This window comes from Ciceribacter thiooxidans (assembly GCF_014126615.1).
GTDB lineage: Bacteria > Pseudomonadota > Alphaproteobacteria > Rhizobiales > Rhizobiaceae > Allorhizobium > Allorhizobium thiooxidans.
This window is the reverse complement of sequence record NZ_CP059896.1, coordinates 340,879-365,869: the sequence shown is the minus strand read 5'-3', so window position 1 is coordinate 365,869 and position 24,991 is coordinate 340,879. Positions and strand designations below refer to the sequence as shown.

General features: G+C 63.7%; 18 protein-coding genes and 1 pseudogene. 13 read left to right on the top strand and 6 right to left on the bottom strand.

The window, feature by feature from the left end; all coding sequences use genetic code 11:
* Window positions 1–99: 99 nt before the first annotated feature.
* Entirely contained in the window at window positions 100–1,524 is a 1,425-nt protein-coding gene (locus tag H4I97_RS01670; RefSeq protein WP_182306238.1) for an efflux transporter outer membrane subunit, read from the top strand.
* A gap of 81 nt (window positions 1,525–1,605) precedes the next feature.
* Here the strand turns inward: H4I97_RS01670 and H4I97_RS01665 are convergent, their stop codons facing one another.
* The gene (locus H4I97_RS01665) at window positions 1,606–2,439 is read right to left on the bottom strand and encodes a MerR family transcriptional regulator (RefSeq protein ID WP_182306237.1); all 834 of its coding nucleotides are present in this window, start codon (window positions 2,437–2,439) and stop codon (window positions 1,606–1,608) included.
* A gap of 156 nt (window positions 2,440–2,595) precedes the next feature.
* On the opposite strand from H4I97_RS01665, the gene H4I97_RS01660 reads away from it, so the two are divergent.
* Together H4I97_RS01660 and H4I97_RS01655 are read left to right on the top strand one after the other, a co-directional pair.
* Complete coding sequence (locus tag H4I97_RS01660) at window positions 2,596–3,879, top strand: 4-aminobutyrate--2-oxoglutarate transaminase (RefSeq protein WP_182306236.1); 1,284 nt, start codon at window positions 2,596–2,598, stop codon at window positions 3,877–3,879.
* The gene (locus H4I97_RS01655) at window positions 3,879–5,363 is read left to right on the top strand and encodes an NAD-dependent succinate-semialdehyde dehydrogenase (protein WP_182306235.1); all 1,485 of its coding nucleotides are present in this window, start codon (window positions 3,879–3,881) and stop codon (window positions 5,361–5,363) included. Before H4I97_RS01660 ends, H4I97_RS01655 begins: the two co-directional genes overlap by 1 nt.
* A gap of 74 nt (window positions 5,364–5,437) precedes the next feature.
* Here H4I97_RS01655 and efp read toward each other — a convergent pair whose 3' ends face one another.
* On the bottom strand, window positions 5,438–6,007 hold the full coding sequence (gene efp, locus H4I97_RS01650) for an elongation factor P (protein ID WP_182306234.1): 570 nt from the start codon (window positions 6,005–6,007) through the stop codon (window positions 5,438–5,440).
* A 143-nt stretch (window positions 6,008–6,150) separates the two neighbouring features.
* On the opposite strand from efp, the gene epmA reads away from it, so the two are divergent.
* The 7 genes and pseudogenes from epmA to H4I97_RS01615 all read left to right on the top strand — a co-directional run bounded on the left by epmA (window position 6,151) and on the right by H4I97_RS01615 (window position 14,258).
* Window positions 6,151–7,212, top strand: coding sequence for an EF-P lysine aminoacylase EpmA (gene epmA, locus H4I97_RS01645; RefSeq protein ID WP_182306233.1), 1,062 nt, complete (start codon window positions 6,151–6,153; stop codon window positions 7,210–7,212).
* Window positions 7,209–8,261: a lysine-2,3-aminomutase-like protein gene (locus H4I97_RS01640; RefSeq protein WP_182306232.1), complete on the top strand. Its 1,053-nt coding sequence runs from the start codon at window positions 7,209–7,211 to the stop codon at window positions 8,259–8,261. The genes epmA and H4I97_RS01640 overlap by 4 nt, the downstream gene beginning before the upstream one ends.
* Before the next feature lie 193 nt (window positions 8,262–8,454).
* Window positions 8,455–8,706: an acyl carrier protein gene (locus H4I97_RS01635; RefSeq protein WP_182306231.1), complete on the top strand. Its 252-nt coding sequence runs from the start codon at window positions 8,455–8,457 to the stop codon at window positions 8,704–8,706.
* On the top strand, window positions 8,706–9,887 hold the full coding sequence (locus H4I97_RS01630; protein ID WP_182306230.1) for an acyl-CoA dehydrogenase family protein: 1,182 nt from the start codon (window positions 8,706–8,708) through the stop codon (window positions 9,885–9,887). The genes H4I97_RS01635 and H4I97_RS01630 overlap by 1 nt, the downstream gene beginning before the upstream one ends.
* Window positions 9,888–9,892: 5 nt before the next feature.
* Window positions 9,893–10,801, top strand: coding sequence for an amino acid--[acyl-carrier-protein] ligase (locus tag H4I97_RS01625; RefSeq protein ID WP_182306229.1), 909 nt, complete (start codon window positions 9,893–9,895; stop codon window positions 10,799–10,801).
* A 7-nt stretch (window positions 10,802–10,808) separates the two neighbouring features.
* A complete protein-coding gene (locus H4I97_RS01620) occupies window positions 10,809–11,774 on the top strand; it encodes a DUF1839 family protein (protein ID WP_182306228.1) in 966 nt (321 codons plus the stop codon).
* Window positions 11,767–14,258 (top strand): annotated as a pseudogene (locus tag H4I97_RS01615) (glycoside hydrolase family 2 protein). The gene H4I97_RS01620 and the pseudogene H4I97_RS01615 overlap by 8 nt, the downstream one beginning before the upstream one ends.
* Window positions 14,259–14,281: 23 nt before the next feature.
* Here the strand turns inward: H4I97_RS01615 and H4I97_RS01610 are convergent.
* The gene (locus tag H4I97_RS01610; protein WP_244658694.1) at window positions 14,282–16,036 is read right to left on the bottom strand and encodes an alpha/beta fold hydrolase; all 1,755 of its coding nucleotides are present in this window, start codon (window positions 16,034–16,036) and stop codon (window positions 14,282–14,284) included.
* Between the two features lie 69 nt (window positions 16,037–16,105).
* Window positions 16,106–17,638, bottom strand: a complete 1,533-nt coding sequence (locus H4I97_RS01605; RefSeq protein ID WP_182306226.1) for an oligosaccharide flippase family protein — start codon at window positions 17,636–17,638, stop codon at window positions 16,106–16,108.
* A 218-nt stretch (window positions 17,639–17,856) separates the two neighbouring features.
* On the opposite strand from H4I97_RS01605, the gene H4I97_RS01600 reads away from it, so the two are divergent.
* Entirely contained in the window at window positions 17,857–18,828 is a 972-nt protein-coding gene (locus tag H4I97_RS01600) for a glycosyltransferase (RefSeq protein WP_182306225.1), read from the top strand.
* Window positions 18,829–18,852: 24 nt separating this feature from the next.
* Here H4I97_RS01600 and H4I97_RS01595 read toward each other — a convergent pair whose 3' ends face one another.
* Complete coding sequence (locus tag H4I97_RS01595; RefSeq protein WP_182306224.1) at window positions 18,853–20,019, bottom strand: glycosyltransferase family 4 protein; 1,167 nt, start codon at window positions 20,017–20,019, stop codon at window positions 18,853–18,855.
* A gap of 327 nt (window positions 20,020–20,346) precedes the next feature.
* On the opposite strand from H4I97_RS01595, the gene H4I97_RS01590 reads away from it, so the two are divergent.
* Entirely contained in the window at window positions 20,347–22,329 is a 1,983-nt protein-coding gene (locus H4I97_RS01590) for a GumC family protein (protein ID WP_182306223.1), read from the top strand.
* A 67-nt stretch (window positions 22,330–22,396) separates the two neighbouring features.
* Window positions 22,397–23,686, top strand: a complete 1,290-nt coding sequence (locus H4I97_RS01585; RefSeq protein ID WP_182306222.1) for a UDP-phosphate alpha N-acetylglucosaminyltransferase — start codon at window positions 22,397–22,399, stop codon at window positions 23,684–23,686.
* Here the strand turns inward: H4I97_RS01585 and H4I97_RS01580 are convergent.
* Complete coding sequence (locus H4I97_RS01580; protein WP_182306221.1) at window positions 23,634–24,707, bottom strand: glycoside hydrolase family 5 protein; 1,074 nt, start codon at window positions 24,705–24,707, stop codon at window positions 23,634–23,636. The genes H4I97_RS01585 and H4I97_RS01580 overlap by 53 nt on opposite strands.
* Window positions 24,708–24,991: the final 284 nt, after the last annotated feature.

Below are 24,991 nucleotides of genomic sequence, written 5' to 3'. Positions count from 1 at the left end.
CGATTCCGCCGGAAATGAACAAGCATTGGCGGCGGGGGACAATGGTCGTTACCGACTTCCCCCGCGCCGACAACACGAGTGTATTCACAGGATCACACAATGAAATCCATTCGCGTAGCCGCGCCACTTGCCATGCTTTTCCTCGCCGGATGCGTTTCCGGCCCCGAGCATACGCCACCTGAAACACCGTTGCCGCAGAAGTTCGGCGAAGGCAGCACCAAGAGCGCCGGTGACGTCACCATGGCGCCGTGGTGGACCGCCTTCAACGACCGCCGCCTCGACGGCCTCGTCCAGCAGGGGCTCTCGCAGAACCTGGATATCCTGCAGGCAATGGAACGTATCACGGCGGCCGAAGCGAACGTCGTCGTCGCCGGTTCCGGCGCCCTGCCGAACCTCACCGGCTCCGCTGACGAAACGGTGAGCCGCACGAAGGGTACGGACGATTACGCCAGCCGCACCACCGACACGACGTCGGCGACGAGCGGCGGGCTCAACATCTCTTGGCTTCTCGACCTCTTCGGCCAGTACAGACGCGCCAAGGAGAGCGCGCAGGCCTCCGTGGATGCGGCCTACGCCAGCGCCGACGTGGCAAGGCTCGCCTTCCTCTCGGACCTCGTCACCTCCTACATCAACGCCCGCTACTACCAGGAACGACTGGCGATCGCCCGCAAGAACATCGCCTCGCGCCGGGAAACGCTGGACCTCACCAAGCTGCAGCTCGAGGCCGGGGCCGCCTCGCGCCTCGATGTCGTCCAGGCAGAAGGCTTGGTCAACTCCACACTGTCCGAGCTGCCGGGCTACGAAACCAACTTCCGCAAGGCGGCACACCACATGGCGACGCTGCTCGGATTGCCGGCTTCGGCACTCGTTTCCGATCTGCAGAAAGGCGCACCGCAGCCCGTCGCCCGTCGCAGCGTGAATGCCGGCGTTCCGGCCGACCTGATCCGCAATCGACCAGATATCCGTCAGGCGGAACGCAATCTCGCGGCGGCCGTCGCCCAGATCGGCGTTGCGGAGGCCCAGCTCTACCCGACGATTACACTCGGCGGCACGATCAACCCGTCGCTCCTCTCGACCAAGTCGCTGAGCGGCAGCCTCACCTCCTGGAGCTTCGGCCCGAGCCTCACGCTGCCGATCCTCGACGGCGGGCGCCTGCGGGCCAATGTCGACATCGCCAATTCCAGCGCACGTGAACAGTACCTCGCCTGGAAGGCGACGGTGCTGAACGCCGTCGAGGAGGTCGAGAATGCGCTCGCCGCCGTCAACCGCGACAGCAGAACGGTGAATGCGCTGAGCGCAACCGTCCGCTCGTACGAGGAAGCCCTGTCGCTTTCGACGGCGAGCTACAAGGACGGCGCCTCGTCGCTGCTCGACGTTCTTGACGCACAGCGTTCGGTCGCGACCGCCCAGGCAAACCTCGCCCAGGCGGTGCAGCAGATGGCAGCCGACTACGTCGCGCTCAACGTCGCCATCGGCGGCGGCTACGCCTTCGACAAGCCGGTTAAGGTTGCGGCCAAGAAGTAAGCCGTAGCGCCACACGGAAACATGCTTCGACACCCGGCAGCCCAAGCGGTTGCCGGGTGTTTCTGTCTTCAGCCGAGGCGCTCAGAAGGTCGCCGGCGTGTTGATCCAGATGAGCACTGTTTCGCCGTCGAAGCTGTTTCGCCACGAGTGCGGCCTGCGGCTCTCGAAATAGAAACTGTCTCCGGCATGGAGGTCGAAGAACTGGTCGCCGTCGAGGATGATGGCGAGGCTCCCGGCAAGGACATGGATGAATTCCTCGCCCTCATGCTGATAGGCGCCTTCGCTCGACGCGCCGGGTGCCAGCTGAAACCGATGGCACTCCATCATATTGTTGCCCTCGGCGAGCGTCTGGATCGTGACGCCGGAGGCGGTTGTGGGCCAACTCGGCCATTTGCCTTCGCGGATCAGCGACTCCCGCGCATCCCGCTTCTCCCGACCGCCGAGCGAGGCGATCGTCGTGCCGAGGCATGTGGCGACGGCGTGCAAGGCGGTGAAGGAAAGCCCCTGTGAGGTCCGCTCGAAGGTCGAAAGCTGGGAAATGGAGACCTCGGTCGCCTGCGCGACGGCCTCGAGCGTCTTGCCCGCCTGCCGGCGCAGATGCCGGACCTTGAGGCCGATCGGCACCTCTCCCCCGTCCTCTGCCGGCACGCCGGAATGGCCGCTGTCGCCTTCCTCCTCTTCGGCCATCCCCTCCTCCGGCAGCGTCTCACGGATCGCCGCCGGATTGAGGCCTTTCTCACTGCGGAGCCAGGCGATGGTCTTCAACCGTTCGACGAGGTCGTGGTCATAGAGCCGTTGCCCCGACGGTGTACGAATCGGCCGTATGAGCTCCTGTGTCTCCCAAAGCCGCAGGGTGGACGGGGAAACCCCTGCCATCCGTGCGGCCTCGGCAATCCTGAAGCGGATATCGTCCATGGGGATCGGGCTCCATTTCCCGGTGTCGGTGCCATGCGTGATAATTGCGATAAAGCATATTGCAAGTCTACAGAAAAAATGTAGGAAATATTGCAGCCTTGCGATCACCCAAAGGCCGCGTCGAAGGCCAAACGCTCACCAGAGGAATTTCTGACGATGAAAAACTCCGAAATCTCAGCCCGCAAGAACGAGGCCATCTCCCGCGGCGTCGGCATGACGACGCAGGTCTATGCAGCAAAGGCCGAGAACGCCGAAGTCTGGGACGTCGAAGGACGCCGCTATATCGACTTCGCCGGCGGCATCGCCGTGCTCAACACCGGCCATCGCCATCCGAAGGTGATCGACGCGGTCAAGAAGCAGCTCGACTGCTTCACCCACACCTGCCACCAGGTCATGCCTTATGAGAACTATGTAGCGCTGGCCGAGCGGCTCAATAAGCTCCTTCCCGGCGACTTTCCGAAGAAGACGATCTTTGCGACCACCGGCGCCGAAGCCGTCGAGAACGCCGTCAAGATCGCGCGCTGCGCCACCGGCCGCTCCGCGGTGATCGCCTTCACCGGCGGTTTCCATGGCCGCACCTTCATGGGCATGGCACTGACCGGCAAGGTCGTGCCCTACAAGGTCGGCTTCGGTGCGATGATGGGCGATGTCTTCCACGTCCCCTTCCCGATCGAGATGCACGGCATCGATGTCGAGACCTCGCTCGACGTTCTCGACAAGCTCTTCAAGGCCGATGTCGATCCGAAGCGCGTTGCCGCGATCATCATCGAGCCGGTCCAGGGCGAAGGCGGTTTCTATGAAGTCCCGCGTGCGCTGATGAAGGCGCTGCGCCAGATTTGCGACGAACACGGCATCCTGCTGATCGCCGACGAAGTGCAGACCGGCTTTGCCCGTACCGGCAAGCTCTTCGCCATGCAGCATCATGACGTCGCCGCCGACCTGGTGACGATGGCCAAGAGCCTCGCAGGCGGCTTCCCGCTGTCGGCAGTCACCGGCCGCGCCGAGCTCATGGATGCGCCCGGCCCCGGCGGTCTCGGCGGCACCTATGCCGGTAACCCGCTGGCGATCGCCGCAGCGCACGCCGTGCTCGACGTCATCGAGGAAGAGAAGCTCTGCGATCGTGCCAACCAGCTCGGCGCACGCCTGAAGCAGCGCCTTCAGGGACTGCGCTCCGACGTCGCGCAGATCTCGGATATCCGGGGCCCCGGCTTCATGATCGCCGTCGAGTTCGCCGTACCCGGCTCGACCAAGCCGAATGCGGACTTCACCAATGCGGTTCGCTTGAGGGCGCTCGAAAAGGGTGTCATCCTGCTGACCTGCGGCGTCTACTCCAACGTCGTCCGGTTCCTGGCGCCGATCACGATCCAGGACGAGGTCTTCAACGAAGCGCTCGACGTGATCGAGAGCTCGATCCGCGAATGCGCGCAGGAGGCAAAGTAATGGCGATCTCGAACAGCCTCACATCGAAACTCAAGGATCCGTCGCTTGCGACGGATCGAGCCCTTGTCGGCGCCGACTGGGTTTCGCAGAGCGAAAGCGGCAAGACCTTCGAAGTCACCAACCCGGCGAACGGTGAAGTCATCGCCACCCTGCCCGACCTCGGCAAGGGGGAAGTGAGCCTCGCGATCGATGCTGCCCACAAGGCGCAGAAGGCTTGGGCGCGCAAGACCGGCAAGGAACGGGCCGCGGTCCTCCGCAAGCTCTACGACCTGATGGTCGCCCATGCCGACGATCTCGCCACCATCCTGACGATGGAAATGGGCAAGCCCTGGCCCGAGGCCCGCGGCGAGGTCCTCTACGGTGCCTCCTACGTCGAATGGTTCGGCGAGGAAGCCAAGCGCGTCTACGGCGACACGATCCCAGGCCACCAGTCCGACAAGCGGATCCTCGTGATCAAGCAGCCGGTCGGTGTCGTCGGCGCGATCACGCCGTGGAACTTCCCGAACGCCATGCTGGCCCGCAAGATGGCACCGGCCGTCGCCGTCGGCTGCGCGATGGTGTCGAAGCCGGCCGCGCAGACGCCGCTTTCGGCTCTGGCGCTCGCGATCCTCGCGGAACGGGCCGGTTTGCCGGCTGGCGTCTTCTCGGTCATCACCTCGACCGATGCCGCCATGGTCGGCAAGGAATTCTGCGAGAATGACAAGGTCCGCAAGCTGACCTTCACCGGCTCGACCAATGTCGGCCGGATCCTGATGCGCCAGGGTGCCGACCAGATCATGAAGCTCGGCCTCGAGCTCGGCGGCAACGCCCCGTTCATCGTCTTCGACGACGCGGATCTCGACGCCGCCGTCGAAGGGGCCATGATCTCCAAGTACCGCAATGCCGGCCAGACCTGCGTCTGCGCCAACCGTCTCTACATCCAGTCTGGCGTCTACGATGCCTTTGCGGCCAAGCTCGCCGAGCGGGTATCGAAGATGAAGGTCGGCGACGGCTTTGCCGAAGGCGTGACAACCGGCCCGCTGATCGACGAGAACGCCCTGAAGAAAGTCGAGGAGCACGTCTCCGACGCAGTCTCCAAGGGCGCGAAGGTGGCACTGGGCGGCAAACCGGCCGACCAGGGCGGCCTGTTCTTCCAGCCGACGATCCTGACCGGCGTCACCTCCGACATGAAGGTTGCCGTCGAAGAGACCTTCGGCCCGGTGGCCCCGCTCTTCAAGTTCGAGACGGAAGAGGAAGTGATCGAACTCGCCAACGACACCGAGTTCGGGCTCGCCTCCTACTTCTTCTCGAAGGACGTCTCGAAGATCTTCCGCGTCGCGGAGGCCCTGGAATACGGCATGGTCGGCGTCAATACCGGCCTGATCTCGACCGAGGTCGCCCCCTTCGGCGGCATCAAGCAGTCTGGTCTCGGCCGGGAAGGCTCCAAGTACGGGATCGATGACTACACCGAGATCAAGTACATGTGCCTCGGCATCGAAATCTGAGGCATACGCAGACAGGAAAGCCCCGGAATGGCCTCACCATTCCGGGGCTTTCCGTATCGTGGCTGATGCGAGCCTTAGTTCTTGGCGCGCTCGACGTAGGAATTGTCTTCGGTCGCGATGACGACGCGGGTGCCAGCGTCGATATGCGGCGGCACCAAGGTACGAATGCCGTTCGAGAGCATTGCCGGCTTGTAGGACGAGGAAGCCGTCTGGCCCTTCACGACCGGCTCGGTCTCGACGATTTCGAGCGTGACGTGGCGCGGCAGCTCGATGGCGAGCGGCACGCCTTCGTGGATCGACAGAACGCAGGTCATGCCTTCCTGCAGATAGGCCTTCTGGTCGCCCATGGTTTCGACGTCGACGACGACCTGATCATAGGTTTCCGGGTTCATGAAGTGAAAGCCTTCGCCGTCCTCGTAAAGGAACTGGAAGTTCAGGTCTTCGACGAAGGCGCGCTCGACCTGCTCGGTGGTGCGCCAGCGCTCGGACACCTTCACGCCGTCGACGATGCGGCGCATGTTCACCTGCGTGACCGGGGTGCCCTTGCCCGGATGGAAGTTTTCGGCCGTGAGCACGACGTAGAGCTTGCCGTCGACTTCGAGAACATTGCCCTTGCGGACGGAGGAGGCGATAACCTTGACCATTGGAATTCCTTGTATCTGCGAAAGACCCGTCGTAAAGGACGCCGATCCGCCCCGGGACATTTTCGAAACTTTTCCTGGGCGCAACTAACCCAAAATCGGCGAAATTGCCAGCCCGCGATGCAACAACCTTCGAGAAAGACGCGATGACCGGCCGAAGCACCGCTACACCGCCCTGGTGGACGCCGTCGACCCACGCCGATCGCCGTCCGTTTCTCCTCGGACGCAACGCGATCCAGGCGAAGCTGCGCGTCTTCTTTGCTGAGCGTAACTTCGTCGAAGTCGATACCGCGACGCTGCAGGTTTCGCCGGGCAACGAGGCGCATCTCCACGCATTCGCGACCGCCGCGACCGGGCCGGACGGACGGTCGGCACCGCTTTTCCTGCACACCTCACCGGAATTTGCCTGCAAGAAGCTGCTCGCCGCCGGCGAAAAACGCATCGCCTGCTTTGCCCATGTCTATCGCAACCGCGAACGTGGCCCGCTGCATCATCCCGAATTCACGATGCTGGAATGGTATCGCGCCGGGGAATCCTACGAGCAGTTGATGGCCGACTGCGCCGACATCCTGGCGCTCGCAGCAGAGACGACGAAGACCCGCGCATTTACCTGGCGGGGACGTACCGTCGACCCGTTCCTCGAACCGGAACGGCTGAGCGTCGCCGGAGCCTTCGAGCGTTTCGCGGGGATCGACCTGCTGGGCTCGGTCGAAGAGAGCGGTGCGACAGACCGCGATCGTCTGGCCGCCGACCTGCGCAAGGCCGGCATCCGCTTCGCCGAGGACGATACCTGGGCCGATCTCTTCAGCCGTGTTCTGGTGGAGAAGATCGAGCCGAACCTCGGCTTCGGCCGGGCAACGATCCTCGATGAGTATCCGGTGAGCGAGGCGGCACTCGCCCGCCCGTCCGCCGGAGATCGTCGGGTCGCCGAGCGCTTCGAGCTCTATGCCTGCGGCGTGGAACTCGCCAACGCCTTCGGCGAATTGACGGATGCTGCCGAGCAGCGACGGCGGTTCGAGGCGGAAATGATGGAGAAGCAGCGCGTCTACGGCGAGACCTATCCGCTGGACGAGGATTTCCTTGCCGCCCTCGACATCATGCCGGAAGCGAGCGGCATCGCGCTCGGTTTCGACCGGCTGGTGATGCTCGCAACGGGCGCACCGCGGATCGAACACGTCCTGTGGGCACCGGTCGCGGAGATCGGATGATGGTGGCCCGCAGCATCACGACCGTCGACGAGCTCGTCGCGGCGGGCTTGATTTCAGCCGGAGAAGAAGCGTCCGCTGCAACCGTCGCCGAGCACTACGCGATCGCCGTCACACCGGCGATGACGGACCTCATCGACCCCTCCGATCCACACGATCCGATCGCCGCGCAATTCGTCCCGACCGCGGCCGAGCTCGTCCGGACCGAGGAAGAACGCGACGACCCGATCGGCGACCGGCCGTTCACGCCGCTGCCCGGCATCGTCCATCGCTACCCCGACCGGGTGCTGCTGAAGGTCGTTCACGTCTGCCCGGTCTACTGTCGCTTCTGCTTCCGTCGTGAGATGGTCGGCCCGCAGGGAGACGGCACACTCACGGCCGAGCAACTGTCCGCCGCCCTCGACTACATCCGGGCGAACGCCGGGATCTGGGAGGTCATCCTGACCGGCGGCGACCCACTCGTCCTCTCGGCGCGGCGCCTCGCCGACATCATGCGGCAGCTGGCGACGATCCCGCATGTGAAGATCGTCCGCATCCATAGCCGCGTGCCGGTCGTTGACCCGGAAAGGATCGACGACACGATGATCGACGCCCTGAAACAGGGCGGCAAGACGGTCTATGTCGCCCTTCACGCGAACCATCCACGCGAGCTTTCGGAAACCGCCCGGCACGCCTGCGCGCGGCTGATCGACGCCGGCGTCGTGATGGTGAGCCAGACGGTGCTCCTGAAGGGCGTCAACGACGACGTGAGGGTGCTCGAGGAACTGATGCGCGCCTTCGTCGAGAACCGCATCAAGCCCTATTACCTCCATCACCCGGACCTTGCGCCCGGCACCGGCCATTTCCGCATGTCGATCACGGAAGGTCAGGCGCTCGTGCGCGCGCTCAGGGCACGTCTCTCCGGTCTTTGCATTCCCGCCTATATCCTGGACATTCCCGGCGGCCACGGTAAGGTCGAGATCAGCGAGCGGGCCCTGGCCGGAGACCCGGACGCCGGCTACTGCGTCACTGACCCGCAGGGCAAAACGCACCCCTATCCGGTAAAGAAGTAAGAAGACGCCCCGGTCGAGGTAAAGCACCACTTCCTTCCTTTCCAGAAAGGAAGCAAGGGCGCGTTCGACGGTCGGCGGCGACCATTCTTGTGGTCATTTTTGTTTAACTACGGCGTTTAGCGGAATCTTATGCTTTCACCCGTAGAACGCAAAACAACCGTCATCGGAAGTATATCTTGAGAAAGGGGACAACATGAACGGAGAAATTCGGGCTCTGCTCGCAAAACTCGGCGGATTGCCTGTGTCGATCGACACGATCGACGACAATGGCGACCTTTACGCCGCCGGACTTTCTTCCTTCGCGTCCGTCCAGCTCATGCTGGGACTTGAAGAAGCTTTCGACATTGAGTTTCCGGACCACTTGCTGAATCGCAAATCCTTCGCCAGCATCGCCGCCATCGAGAATACGGTGAAGACGATCCTGGCCGACAGAGAGGTCGCGTGATGGACGCCTCCGCCACCGCATCCGAGAAGAACCTGAAAAGCCGCGTCAACCACGTGGCCACCGTCGCCGCCGCCTATGCGGATGAGGTCGACCGCGACAGCCGCTTCCCGAAGGAAGCCGTCGATGCAATGAAGGCCGAGCGCCTGCTCGGCATCATGATCCCCGAGGAACTCGGCGGCGAAGGTCTCTCCATTTCGGAGATCGCCGAACTCTGCTCGACGCTCGGCCAGGCATGTGCCTCGAGCGCGATGATCTTCGCGATGCACCAGATCAAGACCTCGAGCCTCGTCACGCATGGCAACGACGCCGACTGGCACCGGAATTTCATGCGCCGCATCGCCGCCGAACAGCTGCTGCTCGGCTCCGCCACGACCGAAGCCGGCATCGGCGGAAACCTGAGAAACAGCATCTGCGCGATCGACGCGAAGGACGGCCGCTGCTTCCTCGAAAAGGATGCGACCGTGATTTCCTACGGCGTCGAATCCGACGCGATCCTGATCACCTCGCGCAGCCACAAGGACGCGGCATCCTCCGACCAGGTCATGACCGTGTTCCTGAAAGACCAGTACACGATCGACAAGACCCATGTCTGGGATACGCTGGGTATGCGCGGCACCTGCTCCGACGGGTTCATGTTCCGCGGCGAGGCGCCTGCCGAACAGGTCCTGCCCCATCCGTTCGCGGAGATCGCCGCGCAGTCGATGCTCGCGACCGCCCATCTCCTCTGGAGCTCCGTCTGGTACGGGATTGCACTGGACGCCTTCACGCGCGCGCAGAACTTCGTGCGTGCGGCCGCTCGCAAGGCGCCCGGTACGCAGCCGCCCGGCCTCGTCCAGCTCGCAGAGCTTTCGAGCCAGCTTCAGGTCATCAGGTCCAACATCGTCGGTGGTCTGCGGTCGTATGAAGACGCCTGCAAGGACCAGGACCGGCTGTCCTCCATGGGCTTCGCGGTCGCGATGAACAACGTCAAGATCGCCTCCTCCGAGATGATCCTGCCGATCATCAACCAGGCCATGCGTATCTGCGGCATCATGGGCTATAAGAACGGCACGCCCTACAGCCTCGGACGCCACCTGCGGGACGCTCATTCGGCGCAGCTGATGATTTCCAACGACCGCATCCTTGGAAATACGTCGAACATGCTTCTGGTGCACAAACAAGAAACAAGCTTGCTGGGGTGAGACCGATGGACATGCAGAGAAGTTTCCTCGACCGCCTGTTCGATTCCGGCCTCCTCATCGAGACCGGTGTCGACGGACTTTACGGCCGCGGCGGCCGCTTCGAAGACGTGATCGCTGCGTTCGAGCGGCTGATCGACCGCTTCGGCGGCGCCGATGGTGCTGAAGCGATCCGCTTCCCACCCGGCATGAACCGCGCCTATTTCGAAAAAAGCGGCTACATGCGGAGCTTCCCGCAGCTCGCCGGCACGGTGCACAGCTTCTGCGGCAGCGAACTTGATCATGTCAGCCTGCTGAAATGCATGGATGCCGACGAGGACTGGACCGCCGAGCAGAAGGCGACGGACATCGTGCTGACGCCGGCGGCCTGCTATCCGCTCTATCCGACGGTCGCCAAGCGCGGCAACCTGCCGGCCGGCGGCGGTCTCTATGACCTGCAGTCCTATTGCTTCCGCCACGAGCCCTCCAACGACCCGGCACGCCAGCAACTGTTCCGCATGCGCGAATACGTCCGCATGGGGACGCAGGCCGACGTGACCGAGTTCCGCCAGATCTGGATGGATCGCGGAGTCGAAATGATGAAGGCCGTCGGACTGCCGGTTGAGATCGACGTCGCAAATGATCCGTTCTTCGGACGTGCAGGCAAGATGCTCGCCAACAACCAGCGCGACCAGAATCTCAAGTTCGAGCTGCTGATCCCGATCACCTCGACGACCAGCCCGACCGCGTGCATGAGCTTCAACTACCATCAGGATGCCTTCGGCACGAAATGGGGCCTCAACCTCGAAGACGGCTCTGTCGCCCACACTGCATGCGTCGGCTTTGGGCTGGAACGCATCGCGCTGGCGCTCTTCCATCACCACGGCCTCGACACTGAACAATGGCCGGCGTCGGTACGCCAGACACTCTGGGGCTGACCTGCCGATGGCTGCCGTCTTTCCCGGGCTGGACCCCGCCGGCTACACACCGCATGCCCTTCACGCAAGCGAGCGGATGTGGCCCGAGACCAACTGCTACGTCGATCTCTGGATCGAGGTGCTGGCTTCGCTCGGGCTCACGCCCGAGGCGATGCTGGGCTTCACCTTGACCCAGGACTTCGAAGGCGACCAGTTCACCTTCTTCAAGGTACCGCTGGAAGATCTCGAAGCCCTCTACGGTATCCGCTGCACGGAGCTTGCGATCTTCGACACGGTCGAGGCGCATGTTGGCGAGCAGATCGCCCGTGGGCGGCTCTGCCTCGTCGAGATGGACAGTTTCTTCATGCCGGACACGCGCGGCGTCGGCTATCGCCTCGAGCACGGCAAGACGACAGTCGCGATCAACCGCCTCGACCCGGCCAGCCGCAGCATGGATTACTTCCATAACGGCGGCTTCTTCCACGTCGAGGGAGACGACTTCGACGGACTCTTTCACCGCCAAGCATCGCACGAGGAATTGCCGTTCCTGCCCTATACGGAGTTCGCGAAATTTCCGGAAAAGCGGACGGACGAGCGCACGACGCGCGAGGTCGCAACAGCACTGATCCGGCATCATTTCTCCCGCCGGCCCTCTGCCAATCCGATCGCAGCGTTTGCCGAGGTCTTCCCGACGCAGGTCGAAGCCATCGCAGAACGCCCCTTTGGCTTCTTCCACAAATACGCCTTCAACACGTTGCGGCAGGTCGGTGCCAATTTCGAGCTTCTGGCAAGTCATCTCGAATGGCTGCTGCCGGAAACGACCGGAGACGAACGCCAGCAAGCGCTGAAGATCTCGGAGACGGCGAAATCCGTCCAGTTCCAGCTCGCCCGGGCGATCGCCCGGCGCAAGTTCGAGCCCCTCACCGGAGCCCTCGCACCGGCTGCGGAAGCATGGGACGGCCTGATGGAAGGACTGGGCAAGCAGCTTGCCTGAAGGAACCGAACGATGGCGGATCGCATCTATCCGGGCGCAGATGAACGCTCGCTGGAAGGCGGCTGGACCCTGCTCCTGACCGAGAGCGGGCGCTATTCGCACCCCTCCGAGATCGACGGCCACGCCGCCCGCCTTTCGGCTCCGGTTCCCGGGACCGTGGCACAGGCGCTGACGGCCGAAGGTCTCTTCGATCCCTCGGCACCGCAGCCGCTGCACGGGAAGGACGCTTGGTATTTCCGTTCGCTCTCAGGCGAGGCGCCCGGCCCGGCGATCCTACGCTTCGAAGGTCTTGCAACGATCGCCGAGGTCTTCGTGAACGGCGTACAGGTGCTCACCTCAGAGAGCATGTTCGAGGCGCACGACCTGCCGATTGAGATCACCGGCGCCGACGAACTAGCGATCTGTTTCCGCGCCCTGCAGCCGCATCTCGACAAACGCGGCCCCCGAGCGCGCTGGCGTCCGCAGATGATGGACCATCAGGGCATGAGGCTCGTCCGCACCACGCTGCTCGGCCATATGCCCGGCTGGTGCCCGAGCGTCCACGCGGTCGGTCTATGGCGGCCCGTCAAGCTGATACGCCCCGCCGACATCACCCTCTCCGACCTGCGGATTACCGCCGATCTCGATGAAGACGGCACCGGCGTCCTGGAGGTCTCCTGCGCAAGCGGTGAGCTCGGCGCTGACGCCCGGATTACGTGCGGCGGACACGAGGCTCCGCTTTGCCCTGGAGCCGACGGGATCTGGCGCGGACGATTGGACATTCCCAACATCGCGGCCTGGTGGCCGCGCACGCACGGCAAGCCGGCGCTGCACGAAGCCGAAATCCTGAGCGGCCCACATCGTCTCTCGATCGGCCCCGTCGGCTTTCGGCGGATTACCGTGGAACATGGTTCCGACGGCAAGGATTTCGCACTGAGGGTCAACGGCGAACGTGTCTTCTGTCGCGGCGCCGTCTGGACCAGTGCCGACATCGTCAGCCTGCCCGGTACGGCGGAGAGCTATGCGCCGTGGCTCGCGAAGGCCGCGGAAGCGAACATGAACATGATCCGCATCGGCGGCACCATGGCCTATGAAACAACGGATTTCTTCCGTCTCTGCGACCGGCTCGGACTTATGGTCTGGCAGGACTTCATGTTCGCCAATTACGATTACCCGGTGGGCGATCCCGCATTCGTCGCCCATGTGGAGCGGGAAGCGATACAATTTCTCGCCTCCATCCAGGGCTGTCCTTCGCTTGCCGTACTCTGCGGCGGCAGCGAGATCTACCAGCAGGCCGCGATGATGGGACTGCCCGCCGGCACATGGCAAGGTCCGCTGACGGACGAGATCCTGCCGCGGGTCTGCTCGGCGCTGCGTCCCGACGTTCCTTATGTGGCGAATTCCCCGTGCGGCGGCGCCATGCCGTTTTCGCCGAACATGGGGGTGACCCACTATTACGGCGTCGGCGCCTATTGCCGCCCGCTCGAAGACGCGCGGCGGGCCAATGTACGCTTCGCCGCCGAGTGTCTCGCCTTCGCCCATGTGCCGCAGCAGGAGACGCTTGACCGCGAACTGCCGGTCGCACCGGTTCACGATCCGCGATGGAAGGCGCGCGTGCCGCGCGACCGCGGCGCTTCCTGGGACTTCGAGGACATCCGCGATCACTATCTTCAGGAACTCTACGGACAGGATCCCGCCCGCCTCCGCCGCGAGAACCCTGCCTCTTATCTCGCCCTCTCAAGGGCGGTAACGGCGGAGATCGTCACCGAGACGTTCGCTGAATGGCGCCGGCCGGGTTCCTCCTGCAATGGTGCGGTGGTCTGGACCTTCCAGGATCTGCTTCCCGGTCCCGGATGGGGCGTTATCGATTCGACCGGAGAACCTAAACCGGTCTGGTATGCGCTGAAACGCGCCTTCCGTCCCGTCGGTGTCGCGTTCACCGACGAAGGGACGAACGGTCTCGACGTCCATGTCCTGAACGAGTCCCTGCAGCCGCTCAGCGCACGCCTGTCCGTTTCCTGCCTGCGCGACGGACGCCAGCAGGTCGTCGCCGGGGAGCGGCTCCTGACACTGCCGGCCAGAGGCGCTCTCTCGATACCCTGCACCGATCTCTTCGGCGCCTTTTTCGACACCACCTACGCCTTCCGCTTCGGGCCGCCGTCGCACGACGTCACCGTGGCGCGCATCGTGGACGAAGCCTCGGGAAAACTGCTCGGGGAAGCCTTCCATTTCCCGCTCGGTCGCGCGGCCGCACGGCACGAGGCGCAAATCTCGGCCGGTCTTCTCGATGAGGATGGAGAATGGCTTATGGAACTGCGGACAGATCGCCTCGCCCAGTCCGTCCACATCTCGGTCGATGGGTACAGAGCCGACGACGACTGGTTCCACCTCGCGCCCGGGCAGACGAAGCGCATAAGGTTGTCACCGCGTGCAGAAACGCCCCGCGACCGGAAACCGACCGGCAGCATCAGCCAGGTCGGGACCTCGGCCACCCTCCATTTTTGAGCAGAGCGTAACCGGGGAGTGCTTCACGGCTGCGGATCGAGGGCGGTTGCGACGGCGCTCAACGTGTCAAAATAGGAGAGCCGGGCGGGCTCCGGCGTCAGGTTGTGGTCGGCGCCTTCCAGGATGGTGAAGTCCACATTCTTGTAGCGTCGCAATCCCCTGGCCGAACTCCCGAACTGTTCGGCGAAATGATCGAGGCCGACGTCGTTCTCACTATAGAGAAGCGCGACGGGTACGCCCCTGTTGGACAGCGTATGGAACGCACCGACCACCTCCCGCCGCATGACCCGGTTCTGGGGCAGCATATGGATGAGCGGCATCGCATGCCGTGCCAGCCGGCGCCCGAGAGCCCGCCCGATATTGGTCGCTGCGCGGGCGATGTCGATCCGGCCTTGCAGCAGTCGCTGGAAGGTCTCGGCCTGTAGCAGGCGTCCCTTGTAGTCTCCGAGCGTGCGCGGAACGAAGCGTAGCCACTCGTCGATGTCCCGCTTCGGGTCCCAGTAGAAGACAAAGGGATTGACAGCGACAACGCCCTGGATGCGAGCGTCCTGCAAGGCGCTGCGGAAGGCGAGATAGGCACCGCTGCAGCGTCCGCTGGTGACGACGGGCAGCAGATGGCGCTCTTCGATCACGTCGACTGCCGCACTGACATCGTTGGATTGCGCCTCGTGGTAGAGAACCTGATCCGGCATGCCGGGAACAGGCGGGCTGTCGGCGACGTTGGCCGTGTCGAAACGCAGTGACGGAATGCCCCGTGCTGCGAGATCGCGCGCCAGACGGACACCGGAACGCGCCCACCCGGCGGCCCGGTCGTAGGCTGTGCCGACGAGCAAGACGGTCGCCCCCTTCCGTTCGCCGAGCGGTTCGCAGAGCACGCCGTAGAGCCTGCCACCTTCGCCGAAATTGAGGCCTTCCTCGCGAAAGTTGGGCCCGTGCAGGACGGCGGGCTGGATGGTCTCGGGTCGCGGCTCGGTAGGACACGGCGGCAGCGCTGCGGCCAGCTTCGTGATCCACTCGACCACCGCCGACCGTGCCGCTTGCGGCATAACGGCCGTCGCCGGATTGGAGACGAGATCGTCATAGCCCTTATAATCGGCCTCGATGACCGCCGCCCCCAGTGCAACAAGCTTCGCGGCGAACTCCGTGTCCCCCGGCCGGTCTGGGCGCTTCATCACGAGGCACTGCGGCGCAGGCTTCTCCTCCAGAGTTGCAAGACTGAATTTGCGGATATCGGCAGCAATCTCCTCCGGCATCGCGAGGCCAGCGATGACGATCCCCTCGGCAGCCCGGTGCTCCTTGGCGATACCGAGCCCTTCCTCGACCATCTTCGCCCAGATCTGCATTTCCCGCAGGTAGGCACGACCCGAGGTCACCGGTGCCAGCGCCACGAGGCCGGCCACGCCGTCGAGGCGGCGGATTGCCCGCAGCGCGATAACTGTTCCGAGCCCCTGCGCCGCGATCACGATGCGCGAGCAACCGGACATCGCGGCAAGCCGGTTCGCCGCCGCCACCACGGCATCGTCCCATATCGCCAGTCCGCCCGAAAAATCGCTTCTGTCGAGGGCATCGCCCGTTCCCGGATAATCGAAACGCAGGCTCGCGATCCCCCGAGCGGAGAGATCGTCGGCGATGATGCGCCAGAACTTGCGCAGGCACATCTCTTCGAGACCCCAGGGGCTGACGAACAGGACGCCCACGTCCGCGACGGTCTTTCCGTTGGCCGGCATGAACAGCCCGATCGTCTCGGAGAAGGCGAGCGGCCTCGCTGCTGACGGCACCCCCCGAGCGCACCGGACGGGCTCGCTTGCTGTCTCATGATCGAGTTCCCCCCAATGTTCCTCCCTGCATCAAGACTCGCCCCGGCAAGCGCCGTGCCTGCCGAATGCCAGCTTCACGATGCGGCGCGCCACGGTTCCCGCCGCCCCCGGCAGCCGCGATGCGATGCTTTCGGCCACCGCCCGGTCCTCGGCGGCGACGGCGCAAAAAACGCGAAGCGCCACGATATAGCAAAGTGCCCCGGCGGCGATTGCGAGAACGAGACCGGCAAGTCCCGGAACGTACATCAGGACGAGCCAGGCCGCCCCGGCGCAGGCGATCGCAGCCAACGCGATCCGTAGCAGGTTCCAGTACAGCCCCGCCAACGAACGCTCGAACGTCAGTCGGCGCATCATCAATGCACTCATGACTGCAAACACGGCAAAACGCACCGTGGCCGCACCTTCCGCACCGTAGCCGGGAACAACGAGGAAGGCCCCGACAATCATAGTGACGGCGCCAATGACGCTGATCGTCAGACGTTCGCGGACGCGATCCAGAGAAAAAAGATACTGGGTGCAGATGAGGCCAAGTACGTTGACCGGCGTGACCAGCGCGAGAATGGCAAGTGCCGGGCCGGCCGGCGCAAAAGCCTCACCGAAGATGGTGGAGACCAGCCGCGTCGCAATTACTGCCAGTCCGAAGCTCAATGGCAGGGTTATGTATGAGAGATTACGGACGACCGCCTCGAAGACCGCGGCCGGAAGCGTCTTGCCGCCGTGGATCTGCAGCTTCTCAGAGTAGTAGGGCACGAGGCTGCCGGTGAGCTGCACGGGCAGCTGCAGCGCGAGGTTTGCCAGCGACATGGCGGCAGCATAGAAGCCGATAGTGGCGACGCCCGAATATCGCTCGAGGAAAAAGAACTCGATCCGGTTCAGGAAGATCGAGTCGACGATGAACTGCACCGAGAGCAGGACGGACGAGCCGAACAGGTAGCGGGGAGAGATACCGCAGTTGTTCGCCCGCACGGAAAGGATGGCGGCAGCGTAGGTGAACTGAACCATAAAGCCGAGCGTGTAGCCGATGAGGGCGCCCGGAATGCCGAAGAACACCGCCCCGACCGCCACGCCGACCAATTGGAAGATGCCCGAGATCGCCGAGAGCCGGAAGAAGGTTCCGACCTGCTGTTCGCCGAGCAGGTAATTCTTGGCGGACGAGCCTATCGACTGAATGACGAAGAGCGCTCCGGTAATGACCACGACGACAGGGGTGCTTGTCGCCCAGTGCTCGTATTCCGCCAGCGTAAAGACCGCCGCATAAACCGCAATCAGCAGGAGGGTGGAACCGATGACGGGGCGAAGCAGATAGGCGGCAAAGCCGCGCCGGTCGGCAGCCGAATAACCCTGGCTCTTCAATTGGGGAAGCAGACGAAGCAGCATTACCCCGGTTCCGAGTTCAGCCACGAGCGAGGCCGTCACGGCAAGCCAGAGCGAGAAGGCAATGATGCCGTTGGCCTCCGGACCGAGGAGACGCGCGGTGATGATGGAACAGGCAAACCCGATGAGGAGAAGTGACAGCCCGGCGGCTGCATTCAATGCCGAATTCGCAACGATACTTTTGGCCATGAGGTAATTTCTATCCGCCCGGACACCGCCACGAGACTGCTATCGCTTTCCCTGCTTCTAGGCAGAAAAAGCTTAAGGAACCCTCCACCCCTGCCGGTCGCCGATCGGCGGCTTTACGGAGATTTAAGCGGGATCCGATATCCGTTCCCCATGTTCCTGCCAACCTGTCGCGGTGTCATTTGCAGATCGTTTTCCTCGTAGCCTCGTCGCAAGACAAGATGTGCGGCGTCGCCGACTACACGGGCAGGCTCGCTACTGCACTTCGGGACGCCGGCGCCTCCGTGACGGTCGAGTATCTCGATTCCTGGTCCTTCCGGCACATAATGGAAATACGGCGTCGCTACGCCGGAAGGAAGGACGTGGTATTTCATCTGCAATATCCGTCGCTCAGCATCGGCAAATCGATGTCGCCCGGATTTTTGCCGCTCGTGCTGCCGAACATCTTCGTCACCCTGCATGAATTCCGGATCTTCCACATCCTGCGCAAGATGGTGTTCCTGCTTCCAAGTCTTTTCGCCAAGGCGGTGATCTTCTCCAACGACGAGGAGAGATCCCTCTTCGCGCGCTATTTCCCGTGGTCGCGCAAGCGCCTGATGGTCATTCCAATCGGCAACAACATCCCGAGACTTGCACCGGGAAAGGCACCGAGCGGTCCAGAGCGCATCGTCTACTTCGGGCAGATCTCGCGCAACAAGGGCATCGAGTTCTTCATCGACACGATCGCGCGAATGCGTGAAGGAGGCTCCGCCGCCGAGGCCCGTATGATCGGCGCGCTCGTCGAAACCGATACGGACTTCGTGGACTACGTGCGTGACTCGGCAGGACGCCTCGGCATCGAACTCAAGCTGAACCTGTCGCCCGAGGCAGTCTCGGAAACGCTGAGCGAGGCGACCATCGCCCTGCTGCCCTTCCCAGACGGGGTTTCGAACAAGCGCGGCTCGGCGCTCGCCTGTCTGGACCACGGTGTGTGCGTGCTCACCACTCACACCGAGCGGACACCCGTATGGCTTGCCGAGGTCACGTATCCCGTGACCTCCCCGGACGACGCCGCCGCCATGATCGGGAAGATCGTACATGGCGAGATTCCCCGCGTGCGTTCACCGCTAGTCCTCGAAAGGGAAATGGCGGCGCGCGACTGGCATGCCATCGCCCGCGAGCACCTGCGCATCTATCAGCAGACAGTCCGCTGACCGGGTTCCGCGCAGGTGGCGGGGTCACTCCGCCATGGCGTCGCGATAGACTGTGACGTAGTGTTCGACGACGGTGTCCCAGGAATAGCTGCCTGCGGCCTTGATGAGCGCGCGTCGCGTTGCTCCGGGGTCGGGTGTGAGGTCGGCAAAGGCCGCTTCGACGGCGTCGGAAGCCCTTGACGCGTCCTCGAAATCCGCAAGGCGGATGACGGAGTGCTGCCCGGCGAGGCTGCGATAGGCGTCGTTCGAATTGAGAACCGGCAGCAGGCCGGCGCTCATCGCCTCGACCGCGACAAGGCCGAAACCTTCATAGTCGGACGCGGAGACGAAGATCGACGCATCAGAAATCAGCCGTCGCACGGTCTCGTTCGGCACCGCCACTTGGACGCCGACGTGCTCCGCCAACCCGCGGGCGGCGATCTCCCGGCGCAAATCGGCTTCCGTGAGGTCCGACGGCGATCCGATGATGTCGAGGTGCCAGCGCGGGTCCTTCTCAACCAGACGGGCCGTGACGTCGAGAAGGCGCTCCAGCCGCTTGTTCACGGAGAACCGGCCGATGGTGACCATTCGCCGCATCGGAAGAGATGAGGCGAGGCCGGCAAATTTCCCCGTGTCCACGCCATTCTCGACGAGCACCGTGCGACCGGCAGCGATCGTGTCGAAGAGATCGAAGTCCGAACGGCTGCAGCAGACGACAGCGCGATAGGCGAGGCAGGAGAGCCGCGTCAGCGTGCGGAACCAGAGCCGCTTGATCGCCGCGTACTTCTTTGTGTGGAAGAAGCCGCCATGCGTGGTGACGACCATGGGTCTGCCGTGGAAAGGACGCGTGACAGCGAGGAAGTCGAAGAAGAAGTCGACGGCATGGACGTGCACCAGATCGGCGTCGCGAATGTGCCGGAGCACTTGCGGGGCGAGCGGATAGCGAGTGCTGCCGGACCAGGGGATGCGCACGACCTCGACGCCGTCGATCACCTCCAAGGCGGGCAACGACCGTTCGCGATCGGTGAAGAGGCTGTTGCAAGTGACGACACGGACGCGATAGCCGCGCGCCAGCAGAAGGCGGCTGAGATTGCCGACAACGTCCTCGAGCCCTCCCCGCCCCGGCGCGTATTGCCGCACGACCTGCACGATCAGCGGCGCATGCCCGCTGCGCTGCGCAGAAGCGGACGTCGTTTCTTTTCTGGGGCCCATGGGCGATCCTTCCGGCACCGCGAAAACCGATCTCGCGCGCCTCTCCGTTCGGGCCGAATAGAAAGCGCGAAAAGCTTAAGATCACGTGTGTCCGGCGTCTCGCCGTAGCCGGAGAGCCCGCGGCGGGCGCAGACTTTCAGAAACCGTTAACCATGATCTGCGAACATTGTCTCGACCACTGCGGTTACCGGAAGCCCTCGCCCATAGGTCAGATTCCCGATACCGGCCGCTCGTTGTGTCCTGCGGGATCGCAAACCCGCACCGGATTGATCATCCGGAGACTGCGAAAACGAAAATCTCTGGCCGGATACGGTCTTGGGCAGGAAAATGGACATCGACATTTTTCAATTACCGGGGATCCTCAGACGCCGTCTGCACTACGTGATTCTCACCGTGGTCGTCTGCCTGGCGCTCGCCTTCATCTATGTTCTTCGCCTGACCCCGCTCTACACCTCGTCCACCGAGCTTCTCCTCGACCCCAAGGGGCTGGTTACCGGCGGTGCCGACCCGGTCAACGTGATGGCACCGGCGCCGCAGGACCAGCCCGCCGTCGACAGTCAGATCTACGTGATGCAGTCGCGTGCAACGCTCGAGGAGGTCGTGAGCAAGCTCGATCTCGTCAAGGACCCCTTCTTCGCCGCGGCGGTGAAGAAGGCGAAGAACGATCGTGATCGGCTGATGGCGGTCGTCACGGTTCTCAAGGCGCATGTGACGATAGAGCGCGCCGGCCAGTCACTCGTCTTCTCGATCAGCGCCGAGCATCCGAATGCCGCAACCGCGGCCGACATCGCAAACTCGATCGCTGCCGTCTACCTGCGCCAGCTCGATGAGGCCCGGGCAAGCGCGGCGCGACGCGCAAGCAGCTCTTTCCAGCTGCAGGCGAGCGAGCTGCGCGATCGCGTGCTCAAGGCCGAGCTCGCGGTCGAGAAGTTCAAGGCGGAGAACGGGCTGGTGAGCACCGGGCAGCAGGGCCTGGTCATCGACCAGCAGGTTGCCGGCCTCAACCAGCAGCTCATCGACGCCCGCGCGACAGAGGAGCGGCAGCGGACGATCTATGACCAGGCAAAGAAGCTCACGATCGACGCGATCGAGTCCGGCGCCATTCCAGAAGTCCTGCAATCGACCTCGATCGGCCTCCTGCGCGACCGGTACGTCAATCTCCTCGACCGCCGCTCGCAGCTTGCGACCAGCCTCGGCGGCAATCATCCACAGATCAAGGCGATCAATTCCCAGATCGCAAACATGCAGAGCGCGATCGAGCAGGAGCTCGGTCGCGTTCGTCAGTCGATGAAGAGCAGCTACGAGCGCGCTGTCGCAGACACCAAGGCGCTCACCGCGCAGCTCGAAAAAATGAGCGCCACGAGCTTCGACAGCAGCGCGGCACAGATCAAGATGCGCCAGCTCGAAAGCGAGGCGGACGCCGTCCGCACCCTCTACAAGGCGTTTCTCAGCCGCGCCGAGGAACTCGGGCAGCAGCAATCGGTAAACACCGACAATTCCCGTGTGATCACCGCCGCTGTACCGATGCCGAAATCGTCCACGGTGCTGAAGCTCGTCATTCTCGCGGCGGCCGGCCTCTTCGGCTTCGTGCTGGGAAGTACGCTCGCCGTGCTGCGCGAACTGCTGGCGCGGCAGGTCCCATCCCCGGAGACCCTTAGCCGACGGACGGGACTTCCTGTGCTCGCTCGGATCAGGCTGCCGCGCCGACAGGCGAAAACATCCCTGTTCGGTCGCCTGCCGTTCTTGCGCGGTACGGCCGAAGAGCCCCCGCTTCCGCTCGGCGAGAACCATCCGGCGATCCGCGCGCTGGCCGGCCAGCTCATCGAAAGGCTCGGCGAGCCGGCGATGGTAATCTTTTCGACCCCGAAGCCGATGCCGGAAGCGACCGGTATCGTCGCTGACACCGTTCAGGCACTCCTCGATCTCGGCCATGACGTGCTCTACGCACCCGGTGATCTCGCCGAACGCTCGCAGCGACCGACGCGCTTCGGTCGACCGAGCCTGCGCGGCGCCCTTGAGCGCGACCGCGAAGACTCTGGTCCCTTCGGCGATCTCCTGAGATACGATTTATTCCGCGCTCGCCGAGGCTCCGGCCAAGCGTTGGCGGAGGAAGGCAGCCACCGCATCGTGATCGTCAACGCCTGCAGCACGCAAGCCGCTGACTTCCTGCCCTCGCTGATGAACCACGCGGATGCGCTCGTACCGATCCTCGACATGAGGGACACGCCGCAAGAACATCTTTCGGGCTACGTCGACGCGCTCGGGGGGAAGGCGGAAATCGTTCTCGGGACAGTCCTGGTGGAGGCGTAGACCATGCGGTCCCGCTCGTCACCTGCAGCAGTCCTTCTGCCCGCCACACGCGACGACGGGAAGCAATATGGGTACCGCTGACGTCTTCCCGGCACCTTTGGCCCCGGAGGTCACAGGCCCCGGCTGGATGAGCCGGGCAAGGCACCATGTCGCCGTCTTCACGGTAATGGGCGGTCTTACGTTCAACCTCTTTCTCTGCTTCGTGAACACGCGCGTGACGGGCATACGCGACAGCCACGTGATGTTGTTCGAGATGCTGCTGATCGGCAGTGCCTTCCTGGCAGCGTTCACCCGCAAGCTCGACATCTATCTCATTCTGGCGCTCTACGTGAGCTACATGGTTCTGCTCTTCGCATTGCGCGGTGCGGTCGACCTCAAGGCACTCCGCGACATCCTGATCCCGATCGCCTTCTATTTCATGGGGACGCGCGTGCAGGATCTGCGGCTGGCCGACCGGCTCGTCACCGCATCGATCGCGATCGTGGTCGTCTTCGGACTCTTCGAATACCTGCTGACGGATCTCTATCTCGATTTCTTCAACGTGCTCGGCTATTTCATCGCCCGCGGCACGGTCACGCCCGAGGAGGCTTTCGGGGCGACGAGAGGTCTCTTCATCAGCGGCATGCGGCCGGAACCGCGCTCACTCTTCTCGTTCCTCGGTCAGCACCGTGTCTCGTCTGTCTTCCTGGAACCGGTATCGGCGGGCAATTTCGGCGCCATCGTCTTCGCCTGGGCGCTCTTTCGCTCCGGCATGCGCTACCGCTTCGTCGTCATGGCCGGCGCGATCCTGACCGTCATCCTCGCCGACGCCCGCTTCGGCTTCTTCACCTGCGTTCTGATGACGGTCATGATTCCTTTCTACCGCATCATTCCGAAGACCGTATGGCTGGTATTGCCCTTCCTCATGCTGGCAATCATCGCGGTCTACGGGCTCGCCACCGGCACGGAAGGCGGGGCAAACGACGTCGGCGGGCGCCTCAAGGTCACTGCCGGAATCCTGACGCATCTCGACCTGCCGGTGGTTCTCGGAATCGCCGTGACCGACCAGTTCACCGCCGACTCAGGCCTTGCCTACACCCTCACCAAGTTCGGCCTCTTCGGTTTCATCGCGCTCTGGGCCCTGATGGTCATGGCACCGATCCGCGATGCGAAGGCCTGGTCCTTCCACTCGATGGTCATCATCTACCTTCTGCTGCTGATGGTCATCAGCAACTCGCTCTACTCCATCAAGACGGCCGCACTTTTGTGGTTCATCCTCGGAACCGCCGATCGTATAGACTGGCGGGCACTTGCCCAGGGGCGTGTCAGGGACGATCGAGCGCCGGGCATTCCGCAGCCGACGACGAGAAATCCTTGAGCGCCGGGGCGAGCCCCGCGAGCTGTGGACGGTCGCCCTCGATCGTCGGCTGGATGTTCAGCGCCTCGGACGGCGGCCACCAGTCACCCGCCACCCAGTACGCCCAGCCGACCCAAAGGTCACGATTGCCTTCGACGACCTTCACCATGTCGGCGAGAGCTCCGATACAGGCCTCGCCGGCCGGCACGCCGAATTCGCCGAGATAGCCGCGTTTGCCGTGATCGCGCAGCCACCGCGTGAACGCCTCGACGGCTGCAACGGCATCCGAAGCGCGGTCGCAGCTCGAACTCGTTCCGGAGAAATTGGAGTCGAAATATTGGTGGACCTCGTAGGCATAGTTGTCCGACGGATCGACGACGCCGAGCATCACGTCGGCGTTGGCTCCGTCCGAAGGAGATGTCTGCCAACTGTGGGCGCCGGTCCAGGCCGTCCCGGGAACGAGCACCAGATTGTCGGCACCGGCCTCGCGGATCCCGGCTATTGCAGCATTGGCGCCCTCGAACCATTGGCCGGCTGAAATGTCGTGCGGTTCGTTCATCAATCCGAAGGAGACATCCGGCTGGTTTGCAAAGACGCGCGCAAGCCGGCTCCAGAAGTCCGCGAACGCCGCCACCGACACGGCTGTCGAACCGATCGGCTCGCCCCGATAACGGGCGTAGTTATGCGGATCCAGCACGATCCGCAGCCCTCGCTCTCGCAGGCGTCCGACCGTATCGACGAGACGCGCGAGCTCGGCCGTGTCGAGCTCCGCTTCCAACCGGGGCTGGAGGCGCTCCCAGCGGAACGGAAGGCGCACCGAGGTGAAACCCTTCGATGCGAAATAGTCGATGGTCTCATTCGAGGGATAGACGTAATCCTTGCCTGCCGTCCCCGGCGGCTCGCCAAATTCGGCGCCCGACAGATTAATGCCGCGAAAGCACCCCTCCATCGCCTGCGTCGGCGAGCCCACGATAGAGACAGCAGCGATCACCGCCGCGGCGCAAACAAAGGAAAAGCTCCTGAGACAAGAACCGGCGAACATGCGACCCCACCCGTGACGACGACGAAGCGAACGTTAGGACCGGCAGCGAGGAAAGGTCAAGGAAGCCAGAGGACAATCCGTCCGGATCGGGTCCTTGCAGCCCGACGACGGGAAATCGCTTGCAGAAGACGCAACCGGAACGGAATTTTCTGTCATCCCCCTAAGCTCACACTCAAGGAACGGGAGGTGACCGAACGCCGGAAACCGAACCCGTGCAGTCAGAAAACAAGGGCCAACGGCTTTGCGTGCCGTGGGCGAGTGCGCTAGAGCAGTCGCCAGTCCGC